Annotated in this window: 15 protein-coding genes; 8 read left to right on the plus strand and 7 right to left on the minus strand. The window is 60.5% G+C overall.

What is annotated here, in order from left to right:
* The first annotated feature begins 23 nt into the window (after positions 1-23).
* From ACIPK7_RS21705 to alr, 4 genes are all read left to right on the plus strand, one after another.
* Positions 24-893: a hypothetical protein gene (locus ACIPK7_RS21705; protein WP_401090085.1), complete on the plus strand. Its 870-nt coding sequence runs from the start codon at positions 24-26 to the stop codon at positions 891-893.
* A 21-nt stretch (positions 894-914) separates the two neighbouring features.
* Complete coding sequence (gene rplI, locus ACIPK7_RS21710) at positions 915-1,361, plus strand: 50S ribosomal protein L9 (RefSeq protein ID WP_015479134.1); 447 nt, start codon at positions 915-917, stop codon at positions 1,359-1,361.
* Positions 1,362-1,504: 143 nt separating this feature from the next.
* The gene (gene dnaB / locus ACIPK7_RS21715) at positions 1,505-2,899 is read left to right on the plus strand and encodes a replicative DNA helicase (protein WP_192434111.1); all 1,395 of its coding nucleotides are present in this window, start codon (positions 1,505-1,507) and stop codon (positions 2,897-2,899) included.
* 68 nt (positions 2,900-2,967) lie between these two features.
* Positions 2,968-4,044: an alanine racemase gene (alr, locus tag ACIPK7_RS21720; protein WP_401090087.1), complete on the plus strand. Its 1,077-nt coding sequence runs from the start codon at positions 2,968-2,970 to the stop codon at positions 4,042-4,044.
* Here the strand turns inward: alr and ACIPK7_RS21725 are convergent, their stop codons facing one another.
* On the minus strand, positions 4,045-5,922 hold the full coding sequence (locus ACIPK7_RS21725) for a diguanylate cyclase domain-containing protein (RefSeq protein ID WP_401090089.1): 1,878 nt from the start codon (positions 5,920-5,922) through the stop codon (positions 4,045-4,047).
* 208 nt (positions 5,923-6,130) lie between these two features.
* On the opposite strand from ACIPK7_RS21725, the gene ACIPK7_RS21730 reads away from it, so the two are divergent.
* Positions 6,131-8,380: a YgiQ family radical SAM protein gene (locus ACIPK7_RS21730; protein WP_401090091.1), complete on the plus strand. Its 2,250-nt coding sequence runs from the start codon at positions 6,131-6,133 to the stop codon at positions 8,378-8,380.
* A gap of 34 nt (positions 8,381-8,414) precedes the next feature.
* Here ACIPK7_RS21730 and ACIPK7_RS21735 read toward each other — a convergent pair whose 3' ends face one another.
* A complete protein-coding gene (locus ACIPK7_RS21735; RefSeq protein ID WP_192434127.1) occupies positions 8,415-8,825 on the minus strand; it encodes a bacteriohemerythrin in 411 nt (136 codons plus the stop codon).
* Positions 8,826-9,002: 177 nt separating this feature from the next.
* On the opposite strand from ACIPK7_RS21735, the gene ACIPK7_RS21740 reads away from it, so the two are divergent.
* The 3 genes from ACIPK7_RS21740 to ACIPK7_RS21750 all read left to right on the plus strand — a co-directional run bounded on the left by ACIPK7_RS21740 (position 9,003) and on the right by ACIPK7_RS21750 (position 12,333).
* Positions 9,003-10,250 carry a parallel beta-helix domain-containing protein gene (locus ACIPK7_RS21740; protein ID WP_401090093.1) on the plus strand — a complete coding sequence of 416 codons (1,248 nt, stop codon included), beginning with the start codon at positions 9,003-9,005 and terminating at the stop codon, positions 10,248-10,250.
* Positions 10,247-11,371, plus strand: coding sequence for an SO2930 family diheme c-type cytochrome (locus ACIPK7_RS21745; RefSeq protein ID WP_401090095.1), 1,125 nt, complete (start codon positions 10,247-10,249; stop codon positions 11,369-11,371). Before ACIPK7_RS21740 ends, ACIPK7_RS21745 begins: the two co-directional genes overlap by 4 nt.
* A 110-nt stretch (positions 11,372-11,481) precedes the next feature.
* Positions 11,482-12,333 carry a mechanosensitive ion channel family protein gene (locus ACIPK7_RS21750; protein ID WP_401090097.1) on the plus strand — a complete coding sequence of 284 codons (852 nt, stop codon included), beginning with the start codon at positions 11,482-11,484 and terminating at the stop codon, positions 12,331-12,333.
* A 42-nt stretch (positions 12,334-12,375) separates the two neighbouring features.
* Here the strand turns inward: ACIPK7_RS21750 and ACIPK7_RS21755 are convergent, their stop codons facing one another.
* The 5 genes from ACIPK7_RS21755 to ACIPK7_RS21775 form a co-directional block, all read right to left on the minus strand.
* The gene (locus ACIPK7_RS21755; protein ID WP_401090099.1) at positions 12,376-13,263 is read right to left on the minus strand and encodes a hypothetical protein; all 888 of its coding nucleotides are present in this window, start codon (positions 13,261-13,263) and stop codon (positions 12,376-12,378) included.
* 148 nt (positions 13,264-13,411) lie between these two features.
* The gene (locus tag ACIPK7_RS21760) at positions 13,412-14,020 is read right to left on the minus strand and encodes a hypothetical protein (RefSeq protein WP_192434135.1); all 609 of its coding nucleotides are present in this window, start codon (positions 14,018-14,020) and stop codon (positions 13,412-13,414) included.
* Positions 14,021-14,144: 124 nt separating this feature from the next.
* On the minus strand, positions 14,145-14,582 hold the full coding sequence (locus tag ACIPK7_RS21765; RefSeq protein WP_401090101.1) for an XAC2610-related protein: 438 nt from the start codon (positions 14,580-14,582) through the stop codon (positions 14,145-14,147).
* A gap of 1 nt (position 14,583) precedes the next feature.
* A complete protein-coding gene (locus ACIPK7_RS21770) occupies positions 14,584-17,040 on the minus strand; it encodes a hypothetical protein (RefSeq protein ID WP_401090103.1) in 2,457 nt (818 codons plus the stop codon).
* 21 nt (positions 17,041-17,061) lie between these two features.
* A complete protein-coding gene (locus ACIPK7_RS21775; protein ID WP_401090105.1) occupies positions 17,062-19,434 on the minus strand; it encodes a type VI secretion system Vgr family protein in 2,373 nt (790 codons plus the stop codon).
* Positions 19,435-19,563: the final 129 nt, after the last annotated feature.

Genomic DNA, 19,563 nt, shown 5'->3' on the forward strand with positions numbered 1-19,563 from the left:
ACTGGAATTGATGGATAGATCGCATGCGCGCATTGGCTGAATTTGTCATGCGAGGCCGCATGCAGGCGACCCTGGTGGTCGTCGCAGCCGCGGTACTGCAGCCTTTGTTCTGGCTCGGTGCCGCAGCAGGCAGTCTGGTGCTGTTGCGCCGTGGTCCGCGTGATGCCTTTGGCATCCTGGCCTGGGCGTTGCTTCCGGCACTGGCCTGGTGGTACCTGGGTGACCCCAGCGTGAGTCTGGTTCTGGTGGGTAGTGCCGTGCTGGCGCAGGTTCTGCGCAGCAAGGTGTCCTGGAACCAGGTGATGCTGGCGAGCGTTGTGCTCGGTGCGGTGTTCGTGCTGCTGCTCAGCACGGTGTCGGCCGGGTTGGTCGCAGGTCTGGCCGATGCATTCGGCAAGGCCCTGCCGCAGGTTCTGGCCGAAGCGAAGCTTTCGCCGGAACAGATGGCCGCCCTGCAGGCGGAGATGGTTCCGACCATCACCGGCCTGATGGCAGCCTCGCTGCAGACGATCAGCCTGTTGTGCCTGATGCTGGCGCGTTATTGGCAAGCAGTACTGTTCAACCCGGAAGGGTTTGGCCGCGAGTTCCGCGCACTGCGCCTGTCGCCGGGCACGGCTTTGGCGCTGCTGGTCGGCGTTGTGGCACTGCCCTTCGCAGGACCCGCGGCCACCATGCTGGCGCCGTTGTGCATGATCCCGCTGCTGTTTGCCGGGATCGCACTGGGGCACGGCCTGGCCGCGCTGAAGAAGCTTCCGGGCTTCTGGCTGGCACCGCTGTACCTGCTGGTATTCGTACTGGGCAATGTGATCTGTCTTGTCGCCGTAGTCGACAGTCTGTTTGATTTTCGCGGTCGCCTGGCCAAGCGCCAGAAAGCTGCGAACGGTGAAGGTTAAAAGTTAAGAGGTAAGACTCAAATGGAAGTCATCCTGCTGGAAAAGATCGCCAAACTGGGCAACCTGGGCGACAAGCTGAACGTAAAGGGCGGTTACGCTCGTAACTACCTGCTGCCGCAGGGCAAAGCCACCGCTGCCACCGCTGCCAACGTCGCTGCTTTCGAAGAGCGCCGTGCAGAGCTGGAAAAAGCCGCTGCTGAGAAAAAAGCCGCTGCTGAAGCTCGTGCTGCCCAACTGGCCGAACTGATCGTGACCATCGGCGCCCACGCTGGCGACGAAGGCAAACTGTTTGGTTCGATCGGCACCCGCGACATCGCCGACGCCGTTTCGGCTGCCGGCTACCCGCTGGAAAAGAGCGAAGTTCGCCTGCCCGACGGCGCCCTGCGCGCTGTAGGCGAATACAACATCGAAGTGCAACTGCACATGGATGTTGATGCAACCCTGCACGTGGTTGTAGTCGCCGAGTAAGCGATCCGTCGCTAGGACGATTCACACGGCTTGCCTGGGTGAATCAGTCCTATAACAATGGGCACGGTACCGATCCTCGGTCCGTGCCCTTTGTTTTTTCCGCCGTTTGATTCTCTCCTACGAAGAGCCGACACGAAGAGCCCATGAACGACATCACCATCCCCGAGCAATACGACCTGCAGACCGCTTCCCTCAAGGTGCCGCCGCACTCGATCGAAGCCGAACAGGCAGTGCTGGGCGGCCTGATGCTCGATAACAACGCATGGGAACGAGTCTCTGATGCCGTGTCCGACGGCGACTTCTACCGCCATGACCATCGCCTGATCTTCCGCGCCGTCTACAAGCTCGCCGAAGCCAACCAGCCGATCGACGTGGTGACCCTCTCCGAACAGCTCGAGCGCGAAGGGCAGCTGTCCCAGGTGGGTGGCCTTGCGTACCTCGCGGAGCTGGCGAAGAACACGCCCTCGGTGGCGAACATCAAGGCGTACGCGGGCATCATCCGCGAGCGCGCCACGCTGCGGCAGCTGATCGGTATCAGCAGCGATATTGCCGACAGCGCCTTCAACCCGGAAGGGCGCAGCGCCAACGAAGTGCTCGACGAAGCCGAGCGCAAGATCTTCGAAATCGCCGAAGCGCGTCCCAAGACCGGCGGTCCGGTGGGCATCGGTGACATCCTGGTCAAGACCATCGACCGCATCGACCACCTGTTCAACACCTCGGACGCGCTGACCGGTATCACCACCGGCTTCACCGACCTCGACGAGAAGACCAGCGGTCTGCAGCCCTCCGACCTGATCATCGTTGCCGGCCGTCCGTCCATGGGTAAGACCACCTTCGCCATGAACCTGGTGGAGAACGCCCTGATGCGCAGTGACAAGGCGATCCTGGTGTATTCCCTGGAGATGCCCTCCGACTCCATCGTGATGCGTATGCTCGCCTCGCTTGGCCGCATCGACCAGACCAAGGTGCGTACCGGCAAGCTGGACGACGAAGATTGGCCGCGCCTGACCTCGGCGGTGAACCTGCTCAGCGACCGCAAGCTGTTCATCGATGACACCGCCGGCATCTCGCCCTCGGAAATGCGCGCGCGTACCCGCCGCCTGGCCCGCGAGCACGGTGAGATCGGCATGATCATGGTCGACTACCTGCAGCTCATGCAGATCCCCGGTTCTGCCGGCGACAACCGGACCAACGAGATCTCCGAGATTTCCCGCTCGCTCAAGGCGTTGGCGAAGGAATTCAATTGCCCGGTGGTGGCGCTCTCGCAGCTCAACCGCTCGCTGGAACAGCGGCCCAACAAGCGTCCGGTGAACTCCGACCTGCGTGAATCCGGAGCGATCGAGCAGGACGCCGACGTGATCATGTTCGTCTACCGCGACGAGGTGTATCACCCCGAGACCGAGTTCAAGGGCGTCGCCGAAATCATCCTCGGCAAGCAGCGTAACGGTCCGATTGGCACGGTGCGCGTGGCGTTCCTCGGCCGCTACAGCCGCTTCGAGAACCTTGCGCCCGGCATGTACAACTTCGAAGACGAGTAACGATGCCGCATTCCGCGTGACCGACGGGCGCCTTAAGATAGGCGCCCGTTTTCATTGCAGAGGCCGCCATGCGCCCACTCGTCGCCCACGTCGATCTAGCCGCCATTCGCCACAACTACGCCGTCGCCAAGCGCTGCGCGCCGGGACGTGAAGCCTTCGCGGTGGTCAAGGCGAACGCCTACGGGCATGGCGCGCGGGAAGTGGTGAGCAGCCTGTACGACGAGGCGGACGGCTTCGCCGTAGCCTGTCTGGAGGAAGCCGCCGAGGTGCGCGCGCTGCACGCCGGTGCGCGCATCCTGCTGCTGGAGGGCTGCTTCGAGCCGGCGGAATACCTGATTGCTGCCCAGCTGCGCCTGGACGTTGCGGTGCAAGGGCCCGAGCAGGCCCAGGCGCTGCTCGCCGCGCAGCTGCCCAGCGCGCTCAATGTGTGGATGAAACTGGATACGGGTATGCATCGCCTGGGTTTCTCGCCAGATGCGCTGCGCGACTGGCATCCGCGCCTGCGCCAGGCGCCGCAGGTGGCCGAGCTGAACCTGATGAGCCACTTCGCCAACGCCGACCTGCGCGGCGACGAGCTTACCGAAGACCAGGTAGCCTGCTTCCTCAGTGTGCTGGACCTGGATTTCGACCAACGTTCGCTGGCCAACTCCGCCGCTGTGCTGACCATTCCCGCCGCGCACATGGACTGGGTTCGCCCCGGCATCATGCTCTACGGCGCGACGCCGTTCGCCGACATCGGTGCCGCCGAGCTTGGCCTGCGTCCGGCCATGAGCCTGGAGGCTCAACTGATCGCCGTGCGCGAGGTGGCGGTCGGGGAGAGTGTGGGCTACGGCGCAACCTGGGTGGCCGAGCGGCCTTCGCGCATCGGTACCGTGAGCTGCGGGTATGCCGATGGCTATCCGCGCCACGCGGCGAGCGGTACGCCGGTGCTGGTGGATGGTCAGCGCGCGCCGTTGGCTGGGCGCGTGTCAATGGACATGCTGGCGGTGGACCTGACTGACCTGCCCAGGGCAGCCGTGGGCGACCGCGTCGAGCTGTGGGGTACCAACCTGCCGGTAGACGAGGTGGCAGCCCACGCCGGTACCATCGGTTACGAGTTGCTGACCAAGGTCACCGCCCGCGTGCCGCGCCGCTACCGTAGCTGATCAGGCGCGGTCTTCGCTTTCCAGCCATTCTTTTTCCGGCCAGAGTTCGCTGGTCTCGCCAGCGGCTTCGCTAGCCATGGCATAGGCCGCCCGGCCATTGCCCTTCACTTCGTAGAGCGCTTGGTCGGCGGCCTTGTACAGCTTGCTGAACTGCATTGCGTGGCTGGGGTAGATGGCCACGCCGATGCTCGGTGTGACGCGCAGTTCCAGGCTCTCGAACTTCACTGGGCGCGCCAGCTCGTTGAGGATGCGGCAGGCGATCTCCTTGGCGTGCCCCTCAGCATCGGGTCCCGAAATCAGCGCTGCGAATTCATCGCCACCCAGTCGCGCAACGCAGTCGCTCCCACGCACGCACTGACGCAGGCGATTGCCGACGTTCTGCAACATGAAATCCCCGGCGTCGTGACCGTAGCTGTCGTTGATCGGCTTGAAGTGGTCGAGGTCGATCAGCATCAGCGCCAGGGTTTCGCCGTTTTGCTGGGCATTGGTCAGGGCTTGCTCGGCGTGCTCCACAAGATAGCGACGGTTCGGCAGGCCGGTCAGTGGGTCGTAATGTGCTGCGTGCTGCAGCTGCACTTCGCGCTCGCGCAGAAGCTGGTTGCTCTGGGTGAGTTCGGCAGTGCGCTCGGCCACGGCGGTCGCCAGATCCTGCTGGGCGCTCTGCATCAGCGTCAGGCGTGCGCTTTTCTCCCGGTCGGCCTGCTCCAGCGCCTGGGCCCGCTCGCGCTTGAGGCCCTGGATTCGCGAGGTGAGGGCGAAGGAGAACAGCACCGACTCCATGGCCACGGCGATGGGGAAGATGTACGACGTCAGGGGAGATGGCTGCACCAGACCCGTGGCACGCAGCACCGAGATGCTCACGCTGGTCAGCACCAGGCCAAATCCGAGCAGGTAGAGGAAGGCCGGGAACGAGCCCTGGCGCCAGCGCACCAGGGCGCCACCCAGGGCCGCCGGGACGCCGATCAGGGTGATTGCCACCAGCATCCAGCTGGCTACGCCACGCAGGTGCAGGGCGCCGAGAACAATGGTCAGCACATACAGCGCGCAGTTCAGGTTCAGCAGCCAGTGGGACCAGCGCACGTGGCGGCGGGTCTGCAGCAAGGTGATGGTGAAGCGATGCACGCACAGGCCCCAGAGCGAGGGCAGTGTGATGCGGTCCAGCCACCAGGGCACCGGATGGTCCGGCCAGAAGTACTCGAAGCCGTGGCCGCTCATCCCCAGGCTGAACAGCAATGCGCTGGCGGTGGTCAGCACGTACCAGAAGTACGCCGGGTCACGCAGGGTCAGCAGGATGAACAGGTTGTACAGCAGCAACGCGGCGATCAGACCATAGATGAAGCCGAGGAACAGGCTGGTATCGGCGCGATGATCCTGCAGGTCGTCCAGCGACCAGATGCGCAGCGGGAAGGAGTTGCCGGCCGGATCGTAGACGCGGGCGTACAGGCGAACCGGTCCGGTGCCCTCGGGCAGGTGGAAGACCGGGCGGCGGTAGTCGCGGTCGCGGCCCTGGGCGAAAGGCACTGCCTCGCCTGAACGCGCTTCCCGGTAGGCGCCTGATTCGCCGGGTATGTACAGGCGAAGGTCCTGCAGGTTGACCGCGTCAACTTCCAGCCACCAGCCGCCCTGCGGGGTAGTGCGGCGGTCGAGGTCCAGGCGCAACCACCAGCCGTCGGAGCTCTGGCCGACACTGGTGCGGCCGTTGGCCGGGACGAAGTCATGGCTGGCTTGCACGGCCTCCAGCGACAGCGGACCGTCACGCTCCTGCAGCAGTTCGAGGTGATCGTTGAGCCAGGCGCCGCTGGCCTTGTCGTCCAGTTCGAAGGCTAGCGCCGTGTGGCAGAACAGCAGGGCAAGCAACAGCACGAAGGCACGACGCACGACACGGCTCCCTGGCCTGGTCGGGATGGCCAGGCGTACTGCTAATAGTGGCTGAAGTATAGCCAGATGATGGCATTGGCAATCTACCGCGCGCCGGTTAAATCGCCAGCTAAATCTGAGCTTGCTGGTCGGATTTGTACACTTTTTGTGCTATATTCCGCGCCCGCGTTTTTCCGCGATACCCACATAGAGATACCCGGTGCCCGTGATGCAAGCCGCCAAGCCGTTGTTCGACTATCCCAAGTTCTGGGCCGAGTGTTTCGGCCCGGCGCCGTTCCTGCCCATGAGCAAGGAAGAGATGGATCAGCTGGGTTGGGACTCCTGCGACATCATCATCGTCACCGGGGATGCCTACGTTGACCATCCGTCGTTCGGCATGGCCATCATCGGCCGCCTGTTGGAGGCCCAGGGCTTCCGCGTGGGCATCATTGCCCAGCCGGACTGGCGCTCGAAGGACGACTTCATGAAGCTCGGCCAGCCGAACCTGTTCTTCGGTGTGGCGGCGGGCAACATGGACTCGATGATCAACCGCTACACCGCGGACAAGAAAATCCGCAGTGATGACGCCTATACGCCGGGCGGCCTGGCCGGCAAGCGCCCGGATCGCGCCAGCCTGGTCTACAGCCAGCGCTGCAAGGAAGCCTACAGCCAGACTCCGGTGATCCTCGGCGGCATCGAGGCTTCGCTGCGCCGCATCGCCCACTACGACTACTGGCAGGACAAGGTGCGCCGCTCCATCCTGATGGACGCCACCGCCGACATCCTGCTGTACGGCAACGCCGAACGCGCCGTGGTGGAGATCGCCCAGCGCCTGGCCGCTGGCGAGCAGGTCGAGCAGATCACCGACGTACGCGGCACTGCCTTCGTGCGCCGCGACACCCCCGAAGGCTGGTTCGAGGTGGACTCCACCCGCATCGACCGTCCGGGCAAGGTCGACAAGATCATCAACCCGTACGTGAACACCCAGGACACCGCCGCCTGCGCCATCGAGCAGGAGAAGGGCGAGCAGGAAGACCCGAACGAAGCCAAGGTCGTGCAGCTGCTGGCGCACCCGCGCCTGGAGCGCGATCGTACGGTGATCCGCCTGCCGTCGTTCGAAAAGGTGCGCAGCGACGCGGTGCTCTACGCCCACGCCAACCGCGTGCTGCACCTGGAGACCAACCCGGGCAACGCCCGCGCCCTGGTGCAGAAGCACGGCGAAGTGGACGTGTGGTTCAACCCGCCGCCCATCCCGATGAGCACCGAGGAAATGGACTACGTGTTCGGCATGCCCTATGCGCGCGTGCCGCACCCGTTGTATGGCAAGGAGAAGATCCCGGCCTACGAGATGATCCGTTTCTCGGTGAACATCATGCGGGGCTGCTTCGGTGGCTGCACCTTCTGCTCGATCACCGAGCACGAGGGGCGGATCATCCAGAACCGCTCCCACGAGTCGATCCTCGCCGAGATCGAGGAGATGCGTAAGGTGCCAGGCTTCACCGGCGTGGTTTCCGACCTCGGCGGCCCGACCGCCAACATGTACCGCATCGCCTGCAAGGACCCGGAGATCGAGCGTCACTGCCGCAAGCCGTCCTGCGTTTGGCCGGGCATCTGCGAGAACCTCAATACCGACCACTCCTCGCTCATCGAGTTGTACCGCAAGGCCCGCGCCCTGCCGGGCGTGAAGAAGATCCTGATCGCCTCCGGCCTGCGCTACGACCTCGCCGTGGAGTCGCCCGAGTACGTCAAGGAACTGGTGACGCACCACGTCGGCGGCTACCTGAAGATCGCCCCGGAGCACACCGAGGAAGGCCCGCTGTCGAAGATGATGAAGCCGGGGATCGGCACCTACGACACCTTCAAACGCATGTTCGAGAAGTTCTCCAAGGAGGCGGGCAAGGAGCAGTACCTGATCCCGTACTTCATCGCGGCGCACCCGGGTACCACCGACGAGGACATGATGAACCTCGCCCTGTGGCTCAAGCGCAACGGCTTCCGCGCGGACCAGGTGCAGGCGTTCTATCCCTCGCCGATGGCCAGCGCCACCGCCATGTACCACTCGGGCAAGAACCCGCTGCGCAAGGTCACCTACAAGAGCGACAGCGTGACCATCGTCAAAAGCGACCAGCAGCGTCGCCTGCACAAGGCCTTCCTGCGCTACCACGACCCGAAGGGCTGGCCGATGCTTCGTGAAGCGTTGGAACGCATGGGGCGCGCGGACCTGATCGGCAACGGCAAGCACCACCTGATCCCGACCTACCAGCCGCAGACCGACGAGTACCAGAGCGCGCGTCGCAAGAACTCCACCCCGGCCGGCAGCAAGAAGGCTGGCCAGCCGCTGCTGACCCAGCACACCGGTCTGCCCCCGCGCGCCAGCAATGGCTCCAAGCCGTGGAACAAGACCGAGGAAGGCAAGGCCACCGGCTACGCCAAGGGCAAGAAACGCACCACCAAGCGGCAGCCGAATATCCCGCGCTGATCCGTCTGCCCGTGCTGTGAAAAAGGCGTGCCCGCTATGCGGTCACGCCTTTTTGCTGGAAGAAGCTCACGTAAGCCTTGTCCACCTTGAGAATGTGGTGGATCAGCCAGGCCTTGAGCAGCTCCAGCGCCTCGACCGAGACCACCTCGCCATCCTCGTGACGGTACAGCAGGTCGATGATCTGCCGGTTGAAGCGGTCGTGCTCGGCGCGGTGCGCTTCCTCCTCCGGGTAGCCCAGGCGCTGGAACAGCACCTCCTCGACGATGAAGTGGTTCATCGTGTACTCCACCAGTTGCTCCAGCAACTCGCCGATGGGCTGGCCCTCGCCATCCGCGCCGTTGAGGCTGTCGTACAGCGCATTGGTGAGGTCGACCAGCCAGCGGTGCTGTTCATCGATCCGCTCGATTCCGATCACGAACTCGTCGTTCCAGGGCATGAAGCTCATCCGTGCACTCCTTGGGGTGGAAGCGCAGATCATCCCGATCCGCCATCGCGAAGCAGTGACGCCAATCAATCAAAGTGCGAAGTGTCTGAAGGGCTGGCGTGGCGCGGGATGTAGGAGTATTCTCTGGCTTAGTTGGTACGATAGTTCCATATCATAAGAACAAGACTGGAGCCCGCCATGCGTCTCGCCACTCTCTCCCTTCTCGCATTCTCCGTTGCGCTGGCCGCCTGCGGCGAAGGCGACAAGCCCACCGCCGCCGTCAGCAGCGATTTCCAGAAGGACCTGCAGGCCCGCCTGATCAAGGCCAAGGCCGGCGATGTCATCGACATTCCCGCCGGCACCTACCACCTGGACCGCAGCCTCAGCCTGAAAGTGGACGGCGTGACCATCCGCGGGGCCGGGATGGACAAGACAATCCTCAACTTCAAGAACCAGAAGGCCGGCGCCGAAGGCCTCTTCGTCGACGCCTCCGACTTCACCGTAGAAAACCTCGCCATCGAGGACACCAAGGGCGACGGCCTGAAGGTCATCGGCGGCAAGAACATCGTCATCCGCAACATCCGCACCGAGTGGACCAACGGCGCCTCCACCGAGAACGGTGGCTACGGCATCTACCCGGTGCAGACTGAGAACACCTTGCTTGAAGGCAACGTCGCCATCGGCGCCTCCGACTCGGGCATCTACGTCGGCCAGTCGCGCAACGTGGTGGTGCGCAACAACCGCGCCGAGCGCAACGTCGCCGGCATCGAGATCGAGAACACCATCGGCGCCGACGTCTACAACAACGTCGCCACCGACAACACCGGCGGCATCCTCGTCTTCAACATGCCCAACCTGCAGCAACCGGGACGTGGTACCCGCGTCTTCGACAACGACGTGCAGAACAACAACCACGAGAACTTCGGCCACAAGGGCACGCCGGTGGCCAGCGTACCAGCGGGCTCGGGCGTGGTGGTGAACTCCAACGACGACGTGGAGATCTTCAACAACAAGATCGGCAACCACAAAACCGCCAACGTCATCATCAGCAGCTACTTCAGCACCAACTACTCGGAGAAGGCCACGCAGCCGAACTTCGATCCCTATCCCGAAGGCATCTTCATCCACGGCAACACCTTCGGCCCCGGCGGCGACAGCCCCGACCACCTGGAGCTGAAAGCCCTCAAGGTCGCCAAGTTCGGCCTCACCGGGCGCCTGCCGGACATCCTCTGGGACGGCTACTTCAACGAGAAGAAACTGGTCGACGGCAAACTGCCCGAAGCCCTGGCCATCTGCATCGACAACGGCAGCGCCGGCATCGTCAACGTCGACGGCCCCAACGGCTACAAGAACATCAGCACCGACATGACCGCGCACCAGTGCAAGCTCAAGCCGCTGCCGAAGATCGAACAGGCCGGCCTGGGTGAAAAGGGCAACAAGGCATGATGAAACCCGCTTCGTTCCTGTTGTCGCTCGCCCTGGCCACCCTGGTGGCCGGGTGCGGGCAGGAGAGCAAGCCGCGTTATCAGCCCGAAGGCGACGACTACCCGGAAAAGCTCAGCGGCTGGGGCATGCTGCACCTGGCGGGCGGCCATCTGACGCCGGCCGCCGAGGTGCTGCCCTATGACCTGAACACCTCGCTGTTCACCGACTACGCGCACAAGCTGCGCACCGTGTGGATGCCCGAAGGACAATCGGCGCAGTACGCCGAGGACCGCTTCGACTACCCCGTCGGCACCGTCCTGACCAAGACCTTCTATTACCCGAAGGACGCCCAGGGCAACCTGCTGCAGAACAGCCAGGACGACCGCGATCCGAAGGCCGGGCTCGACATGGCCAAGGTTCATCTGGTGGAAACCCGCGTGCTGGTGCGGCAGAAGGATGGCTGGGCGGCACTGCCCTACGTGTGGAATGCCGAGCAGAGCGAAGCGACCCTGGAGGTCGCGGGCGACAGCCCGGCGCTGGAGCTGACCGCCGAAGACGGCAGGAAGACCGCCTTCACCTATATGGTGCCGGACGCCAATCAGTGCTCCGAATGCCACGCCGAGCAGAAGGGCGGCGGCATCACCCCGCTGGGCCCCAAGGCGCGGCATCTGAACAAGGACTTCGCCTATGCCGAAGGCAGCGACAACCAGCTGCAGCACTGGCAGGCGCGCGGCTTCCTCAAGGGCCTGCCGGCGCTGGCGCAGGTGCAGCAGAACGCGCTGTGGGGGCATCCGCGTCCCGGCGAAGACCTGGAGAAACAGGCCCGCAGCTACCTCGACGCCAACTGCTCGCACTGCCACAACCCCAAGGGCGCGGCGCGCACTTCCGGCCTCTACCTCGACCCGCACACACCGGTCTCCATCGCCTACGGCATCTGCAAGCCGCCGGTGGCAGCGGGCGGCGGCACGGGCGGGCGGCTGGAAGACATCCACCCCGGCAGCCCGGAGAAGTCCGTGCTCAGCTACCGCGTCGGCAGCGACAAGCCGGGCGACATGATGCCCGAGCTGGGGCGCGCCCTCGTGCACCGCGAGGGGCTGGAAATGCTCAACCGCTGGATCGCCTCGCTGCCCGGCGACTGCTAGTGCAATAGCGCCCGGAGCCCGCCAGGGCTCTGGGCTGCGCGCCGCGACGAGCAAACGGCTGGGGCCGTGCTAGCGTTCATCTGGTCCCTTTCTCTCGCAGGTGCGCTTCCATGGACGATACGAACATCATCAATGTGGGTACGGAGAAGTTCAACGCACTGTGGGCGACGGTTTCGCAGTACGCGCTCGCTTTCGGTGTGAAGATCCTCGTCGCCATTCTCTTCTGGGTTCTCGGCCGCTGGCTGATCAGCTTCGCCGTCGGCCTGGTGGAGAAGGCGCTGGCCCGGCAGAGCGTCGATCCGACGGTGCTGCGCTACGTCGGCTCCTTCATCACCGTCACCCTGAACATCCTCCTGGTCGTCGGCATCCTCGGCTACTTCGGCGTACAAACCACCAGCCTCGCCGCGCTGATCGCCGCGATCGGCCTGGCCATCGGCATGGCCTGGTCCGGCCTATTGGCCAACCTCGCGGCCGGTGGCTTCATCATCGTGCTGCGGCCGTTCAAGGTCGGCGACTTCGTCTCCGCCGGCGGCGTGACCGGCACTGTCAAGGAGATCGGCCTGTTCGCCACCGCCATCAACACCCCGGACAACGTCCTGACCCTGGTGGGCAACAACAAGATCTTCGGCGACACCATCCAGAACTTCAGCCACAACACCTTCCGCCGCGTAGACCTCAAGGCGCAGCTCTCCGGCGCCGCTGACTACCAGGCCGCTGCGGCGGTACTCAAGCAGCGCATCGCGGCGATCCCGAATGTGCTGACCGACCCGCCGGTGGATGTGGAAATCCTCGAGTTCAACCTCGTCGGCCCGGTGCTGGCGGTGCGTCCGTACTGCCATAACGACAACTACTGGCAGGTCTACTTCGACACCAACCGCACCATCAAGGAAGCCCTGGGCACCGACTTCCCGGCACCGATGCCGGCGCAGACGGTGATCGTGCAGCAGTCGGCGAACGGCTGACGGCTCGTGCTCCAGAAAAGGCCATCGTAAGGTGGTCTTTGTTTATTTGTCACCCCAAGAGCTGAAGCTTTGTATCATGGACAAAACAGCACAAGTTAGAACGGTCATGGATATATAGTTGGATTGAAGCGGGTAGTGCTCTTCTTTTATTTTTGGGAGGTACAGTCTATTTAAGATTTTAAGCATGGCGTCGTATTTTTTAATGGAAGTATAGAGCTTTGGGGGCTCGTTGAGAGCGAAGTCATCTAGCTCGCACTCTTCTAGTACCTCGTCAATGCGTTCGATACTATTCATAAGGGAAACATCAAGGTTCTTCTTGGTCCTTCTTAGTAACTCTGTTTTTTCTTGGGTTATTCTCATTATTCTAATGCGGTCTGCTGATGATGTTCGATTGATCAAGCTATAAATCAGCTCGCAAAAATATATGTCTTTTGTAAGTTCGAGTTCATGGCGGTGATTGGGGTTTGTTCTGTACTGCTCCATAAGGTGGCAGCGGAAATTTTCTCTACCAGAATAGTTTATTTGGCTACTTACTTCACTCTCGACGTAGCGAAATCCCTGAAGGCGGTTCGTGATATCCTCCGCATATTTCCAATCCAGCTGGCCTTTAAATGAGTAGTAAATCAGTTCGGCGCAGTCGCGCAGCAAGTGGCGCAGATGGCGAGCCTCTTTCTTATTTAAGTCGAAGCTGTCGAAGTGGCTTGTGATCTCGTTGAGTGAGTCTTCAGCAAGCTTGCTGAGTTTGTATATTCCTTCTTTGTTATTGCGGCGAATTTCGTTAAATTCAACTCTGTATTTGGCGTGACGCTCAGAAACTTGGGCTCTGTAGCTGTAGTAAGCGCTATCACTCAGACGCCGTGTGTGGCGCAAGCTTATCAGAGAGACTATTAGCGCGGTAATGGAAAGGATACTTGGTATGACGGTTTTCATATCATGATCGCCGAGGAAAAGGAAAGTGGCCAATTTTTCTATTCTATGGAAGAGGGCAAATTTATTTCCTACTCTAAGGCTGGGTGGTGATGGTTCAGGAAAGGCGCTTGAAAAATAAATCCGTCCCCTTTTTTGCCACTAATTCTCGCTATTTTCCTAATCGAGAATCTATGTTGTCTCTTAAGTCTTCGCACCTCTCTTTTTTGGCTAAAAATTTCCTATCGCCCGATTGCCACGCACAGATAGGTTTTTCATAGGTTCCTGTCAGTGCGGTGCATTTTTTTGAATTTTCATTTTTGTATATGCATTGCTCGTCAAAGAATATGAGCTCATAGCCTGGATAGGCTGTTAGCTTTCCATCTTTAATAATGTATTTTGTCTCAAAGAGAGAGCCTCCAACTTGCGCTATATCTCGAAATGTCTTGTTTTCAATAAAATCTGATCTCGCGGGCACTGAACCAATATTGATTGCTTTCCGACTTCCAGGAGCAGCGAGGTAGATTTCATTCTGCGCGTTTATTCCAAGCTCATCCGAGCTTGGGCCGGCCAGAATGACTATGCCCCCGTCGCCTGAGTCTATAAATGAATAATACCTATCACAAGTTTTGCTATTGTCTCCAAGTTGGTAGGATGTTCCATTTGCATAGATTTCAATTTTTGTGTTTGACTCGGTTTTTCTGCAGTCTGCCTGTTCGTATATTGAGCCTGCGTTCGCATTTGTTGTCACCAAGATAATGATCGCTAATGGGTTTTTCATGGTCTTTGCACATGTTTACAGCAGAAAACAGACAGAATGGACGTATTTTTCTGTTCTAAGCATAGAGCCGACTGGTTCAGGCTGGAGTCTTGGAGGCAAATATTCCATTTTTAATTTTTGTTATTTATAGCCTTGTATGGCAAACCCGTGGCGTGTTGTTTTTGAAGTAGGTGCTCGAAACCGTTTTGCTTTTTCTGTCTAGATTTAGATTTATAAATTCATCTCCGCAATTCGGATTGGCTTCAGTGAATTTTTTTATCTTGGGTTTGAATATAAAAACTCTATAAATTAAGTATGTCCCCATGCCCTCGTCCATGTGCCAGACTGAAAAATCAAGATTTCCATCAAAATTATAGTCTGCTATTTCTATGTTTAATTTACTCTCTGTGTCTATATTTATAGTTTCTTTTTCCTCGTTATCTCCCGTAATGATGATTGAGCTTCCTTCTGTTGTGATTGTGTACTTGCTTCTTCCTTCTGGGAAGAAATCCACATTCCCGGCATGCGCTAATGACGATAGAAAGATGATGAATAGGAGTAGTATGGTTTTTTTTGGACGCATATTATTCAGGATCCTGCATGTTTGCTCGAATTGGGTGTTTGGGATGTGGGGGCGTAATGGTGACTTCGCGCGATGTGTCTACGGAGTCAGTAAGACTTCGCAGCATATAAACGGTGTACGCCTGCCTTTCGTAATATCCGTTACTGCCACCGTTAACTAGCCGGTTAACCAGCCCAATGTTTGATGGTGAGTAAGGTCTGTCCGCGACTCTGTTGATGTTTATTCCTTCTGAGAATGGCTTTGATATCCAATAGAACCCCCCAGAATCGCAAGCTTCATACGGACTCTCTCCTATGATGTCTGGGTCGAATCTCGGCGACCAGGTGAATAAACTGCCATTGTTATTTGGGTGTGCTGAGTAATGTTGTGAAGTCGGTGTAAGTCGAGCGTCCGTGTTGGGGCGTCGTTCGGTATAGGTTGTAGTAGAGTTTGGCGGGAACGCCCTGTAGTTTCCATATTCTCTATAGTTTCCCGCCCAAGTTAACTGCATTATTCCTCTACCATAAAATATCGTATAGAACTGTGTCGCAGGATTTGCTGCTGAGTATGCACCGAAGCCCCACTCATGCATGAGGCGCTTTGAGCCGCCTAAATCTCTCCATTGTGCGGTTTCCAATAGTGTTTGCGCCAGAAATATAGAAATTCGATGCTTATTTCCTCCTAGGTATTTTCTAATAACTTTGTTAAGGCTGGGGCTGTGCCTTGCGATCCTTTCCTTTGCTCGTTCCCTGCTGATTGTATAGGTGTCGCTATTGGTTGTTATGGGGGTTATTGGGTTGGAGTTAGTGTTGTAAAACATATGCTTAGGGAATGTCATTGCAAATTCATTAGCTGTGAGCCAACCACATCCTCTGAAGATGCTAATGATTTCCCTGGGAGGAAATTGCCAGTGCTTTTTATCTATATCAGTTAAATTGGAATCCTCCCAAAACGCCAACGCCTCGTGGTGCTTCTTAAGGTCCTTGAAGTCATCCTCCGACATAGGCCCACCCTCTGCGACCTTCGTTAGCCAGCCATAGCGTACTTTGAAATCTTCGCTCGACCATTCGGTGGGGAATTTGCAGATCAGGCGCTTGAGCGTGCCCTTGGCGGTGGCATCCACGAGATAGGTGGTGTTGCGCAGCCGGTCGTCCATGTATTGCTCCGAGAGCCTTCGTTTGTCCCCCTCAGGCATCGAGTCGTAGGCGTCGGATTGGGCCCGGCTGACGGCATCTTCGCGACGGGGCAATTGCACGGCGTAGAGGCTGGGCGGTTCGAGGAGGTCGCGGATATAGGTGGATTGGCAGTGACTGTCGGAGTCCTGGTCGTCGTCGATCAGGCGCCAGCCCATCCAGTGCGGGAAGTCGGCATCGCTGAAGCGGGTGACGCCGGGGGCGTTGAGGTTGAACCAGGCGCTGCGCTCCGCTTCGCCAGCTTCGGTACGGGGCGGCAGGCTGATCTTGCGCCAGTGCGCGGCGTCGGCCGGTTGGAGTACATCCGGCCCCAGCACCCGGCCGAAGCGCAGCAGTTCGTAGCCGGCACTGGGGCAGGCGGGGTAGCGGCGGGTGGCGGTGGTGTAGAGGTTGTACTCGAAGTCCGCTTCTTCGCTCTGGCTGCCGATGAGTTCGCCGGTCAGGTGGTAGGTGGTCAGCTGGCACTGGCCTTTGTCGTAGCGCATGCGAACGATAAGACCCTGCTGCATCTGCTTGACCATTTCCGGGCGGTAGCCATCGATCTGGGTGGTGGTGATGGCGAGTCCGCTGGGGCTTCCGCTTGGCGTGAGCCAGCCTGCTGGCAGGGCGGGGAAGCTGAAGGAGACAGCGCCCGTGATGGTGGGCGAGGCGAAGTCGCTCGGTGGCGCGGCGAAGCCTTGTAGAGTGCTGGGGACGTAGAAGTACATGTCGCCCCAGCAGCTGTCGGTGCGGCCGTCTCGGGTGCGGTAGTCCAGCTCTCGCGTGCTGCGGCCGGTCAGGTGCTCGACCTGAGTGTCGCTGGCGATGATCTCGAAGTGAATCTTGCCAGCGCTGCCGTAGATTTCCCCAACCTCGCCGATGTTGTCCTTGCGGTAGATGCGCTGCTTGAGCTGCGGGTTGGCGATGTTGATTTTCGACAGGTGCATGTAGATCGAATAGAACACCACCTGGCTGCGTGCGCCTTCGCCGATTTCGGTTTCGTGGCGCAGCACGATGCAGCCGTTGTCCGTCCAGCCATCGCCGTAGTTGAGCGCGTTGTTGGGATCGTCGGTTTTCTCTGCTGGGGCGCGGAAGTACGCGAGCGTACCGTCGGCAATCGCGCGGACGGGCAGGTTCTTTCCGTTCTCCTGCGGGGCGCGCAGATGCAGGCCGCCATGCCAGTTGAGGTCGAAGCTCAGGGGGTAGGCGCCATCGCCCAGGTTGCCGCCGGGCATGGCGCGGTTGACGAAGGCTTCGTCGGTTTCCCCGGCTATCGGGACTGGAATGAAGGGAGGGCTGATGATCATGTGCAGGCTTCCTTTGCCTAGTCAGAGCGACAGTGGGTAGATGGATTTCTTCTTGGCTTCGCCCGTGGATTCGCGCGGCAGGAAGGGGATATCCGGATGCAGGCGGGCTGGCCCGAGATAGGCGAAGTGCGCCGACTTGATCCGGTGGTCGCCCTGGGTGCCGTACTCGATGCCGTGCTGATCCATGGTGATGTAGCTGCCGCCGGCGTTGATGACGATGCGCTTCTTGGCGGTGAGGTGGATTTCGTTCTCGGTGCTGACGACATCCACCGCCTCGCGCGCGAGCAGTTCCATGCGGTCGTTCTGCGCCTGGATTTGCACTGCGCCCTGGTTGGCGAAGAGCTTCATGCCGAGCTTGCGCACGAACAGGCTCATGCCTTCGCCGACGCCGGCGAACAGTCGTTTGGCCACGCAGATATCCGCTTCATGGCCGGCGTTGAGTATCAAGTTCTGCTGGGCGGCCAGTTGCAGGTGCTGGCCGCTGGTGAGGGCGATGCCTTGCGGGGCGCTGAGCAGGGCGACGGCGCCTTCGAGCTGTTTGACCTCTTCACGCATGAAGGCGATTTGCGCCAGATAGTTGGCTGCGTCGGCCTGGGACATTTCCGCATCGCTGGAGAACTTCTGCATCTCGTCGCCAGCCTGTTCCAGGCGAGCGATGGCTTCCTGCATGGCCAGTACCTGACCTTGTGCGCCGGGCTGCACGTCTGCGCTGATGAACACACCCTTGCCGGCGCGCACTGCGCCCCAGCCGTCGGTGCGCAGTTCGAAGCCCTCGCCGCGCTGCTGCCGTTGCGCATCCACCAGATGGCCGAGATTCAGCTGGCTCTTGCCGCTGTATTCGGTGCTGAGCTTGATGTGCTCTTTTCCGCGCGAGTCATCCAGGCGCAGCTTGTTGTTGGCCGGTGTGCGCAGGACGTTGCGCTTGTAGTTTTTCAGGGTGACGTGGTCGGGATGTCGAGAGTCGTGAATGGCGTGGGCGATGTAGGGGCGGTCGGGGTCGCCGTTTTCGAAGGCGATCCGTACTTCGGTGCCTTCTATCAAAGGCAGGTGCAGGCCATAGGTGTCGCCGGCATAGGGGCGTGCGAGGCGCAGCCACAGTGACTCCCGGCCTGCCGGCCAGGTATCGCGGTCGAACAGGAAGTAGCATTTATAGCGGCCGTCTTTATCGATGTGGCCATAGAGATCGTTCGGCTCCGGGCTAGTGACGCGGGCCGGGATGGTGCCAGCAATCACCGGTTTGGCCGGCACTGTGGGGCGGAAGCAGACCTGCTCGTCGTAGGGGATGGCTTCGAATTGCACTTCAAAGCTGCGGTCGCGGGCGGCACTGCTGTGCACGCGGACAATCACCGCACCCGGCACGAAGCTCTGGTCTACGCCGTCGAGCTTCAGTATCTGGCCGGGAAGGAGCGAGGGGCTGCTGGTGAAACCGGTCAGGCGCGTGCGTTCATTGAGGTAGCGTTCGTGGGCGAGGCGCGCGTAGAAGTAGCCGCTTTCGCTTTCCAGGTCTTCGTCCTGGGCGTAGGCGTCGCCTAGTTTCTGGTGCGGTTCGCCGTAGTGGTAGGCCTCGCCGAAGGTGGTCTTCGGCGATTTGAGCAGGTCGACGTTGGCGTCCAGTTGGGCGCCAGCATCGCGGTAGTCGTAGGCGCGATTGCTGACCTGCTGCACAACCAGTCCATGGCCGCTCTGCAACTTCCAGATGGCGTCCTGGCCGCTGGACTCCAGCGACGAGAGCGGGCGCAGCGGCAAGGGTGGCACGGGGAGGTAATGACGCTGGTCGTCGTGGAACTCCACCGTCTCGATGCGCAGCTCCGGGTTCATCGAGAAGCGGTACCAGATGCCCACTTCGGCCGTCAGGCGCTGGATGAACGCCAGATCATCCTCGCCGTATTGCATCACCTGTTCGCGCTGCGGGTAGTCCCGGGTCAACTCGAAGAGGAAATCCTGCCCTGCGAAGTCATTACGCCGCAGCACCTGCTCGACGATCTCCGGCACGCTCTGGTTCTGGTAAAGGCGGTACTGGCGAGCAAGTCCCAGCAGCTTCAAACGGGGGACGAAAATCACCTCGTAGCGGGATTTGTCTCGTGACATGGCCAGCAGGGAAAAGCGGCTGATCGTGCCGTACAGCGTGCGCAGGGGAGGAGCGATTGGCGGCGTGTAGCCGGGAATGCCCAGCTGCTCAGGCGGCGCGCGCAGGCTGAAGCTGGCGTCCTTGCGGAGGAAGGAGTCGGCTGGGAGGTCGCGGTGCGTGCTGGTGAATTCGATGCGGTAGACGAAGGGTTGGCTGAGCCCTTCTTCACCAGTGAAGGCCAGGACATCGAGCGGTGCGTCCACGTCCCTGACGCTGAGGGTATGACGGCTGTGATCGAAGAAGCGGTGGGCGGCGTCGATGAGCATGGCGGGCATCCATTCCAGGGGGACATCCATCCCAGCAGTTAGGCCGTTGTGTTGTCAGTCAGACCTGTCCGGGTATGCCGTCCGATTGGTCGCCGGACGCGAGCAGGTTTGCTTCTGGCTCAAGAAAGA

Origin of the sequence: Pseudomonas sp. NPDC086581, from assembly GCF_044746165.1 — a bacterium.
Lineage (GTDB): Bacteria > Pseudomonadota > Gammaproteobacteria > Pseudomonadales > Pseudomonadaceae > Pseudomonas.

Coding starts and splice junctions, on each gene's coding strand:
- ACIPK7_RS21730 (WP_401090091.1), top strand. CDS start 6,131: ATGCAAGCCGCCAAGCCGTTGTTCGACTATCCCAAGTTCTGGGCCGAG.
- ACIPK7_RS21765 (WP_401090101.1), bottom strand. CDS start 14,582: ATGCGTCCAAAAAAAACCATACTACTCCTATTCATCATCTTTCTATCG.
- ACIPK7_RS21775 (WP_401090105.1), bottom strand. CDS start 19,434: ATGCTCATCGACGCCGCCCACCGCTTCTTCGATCACAGCCGTCATACC.
- ACIPK7_RS21735 (WP_192434127.1), bottom strand. CDS start 8,825: ATGAGCTTCATGCCCTGGAACGACGAGTTCGTGATCGGAATCGAGCGG.
- rplI (WP_015479134.1), top strand. CDS start 915: ATGGAAGTCATCCTGCTGGAAAAGATCGCCAAACTGGGCAACCTGGGC.
- ACIPK7_RS21740 (WP_401090093.1), top strand. CDS start 9,003: ATGCGTCTCGCCACTCTCTCCCTTCTCGCATTCTCCGTTGCGCTGGCC.
- ACIPK7_RS21755 (WP_401090099.1), bottom strand. CDS start 13,263: ATGAAAACCGTCATACCAAGTATCCTTTCCATTACCGCGCTAATAGTC.
- ACIPK7_RS21750 (WP_401090097.1), top strand. CDS start 11,482: ATGGACGATACGAACATCATCAATGTGGGTACGGAGAAGTTCAACGCA.
- alr (WP_401090087.1), top strand. CDS start 2,968: ATGCGCCCACTCGTCGCCCACGTCGATCTAGCCGCCATTCGCCACAAC.
- ACIPK7_RS21770 (WP_401090103.1), bottom strand. CDS start 17,040: ATGATCATCAGCCCTCCCTTCATTCCAGTCCCGATAGCCGGGGAAACC.
- ACIPK7_RS21705 (WP_401090085.1), top strand. CDS start 24: ATGCGCGCATTGGCTGAATTTGTCATGCGAGGCCGCATGCAGGCGACC.
- ACIPK7_RS21760 (WP_192434135.1), bottom strand. CDS start 14,020: ATGAAAAACCCATTAGCGATCATTATCTTGGTGACAACAAATGCGAAC.
- ACIPK7_RS21745 (WP_401090095.1), top strand. CDS start 10,247: ATGATGAAACCCGCTTCGTTCCTGTTGTCGCTCGCCCTGGCCACCCTG.
- dnaB (WP_192434111.1), top strand. CDS start 1,505: ATGAACGACATCACCATCCCCGAGCAATACGACCTGCAGACCGCTTCC.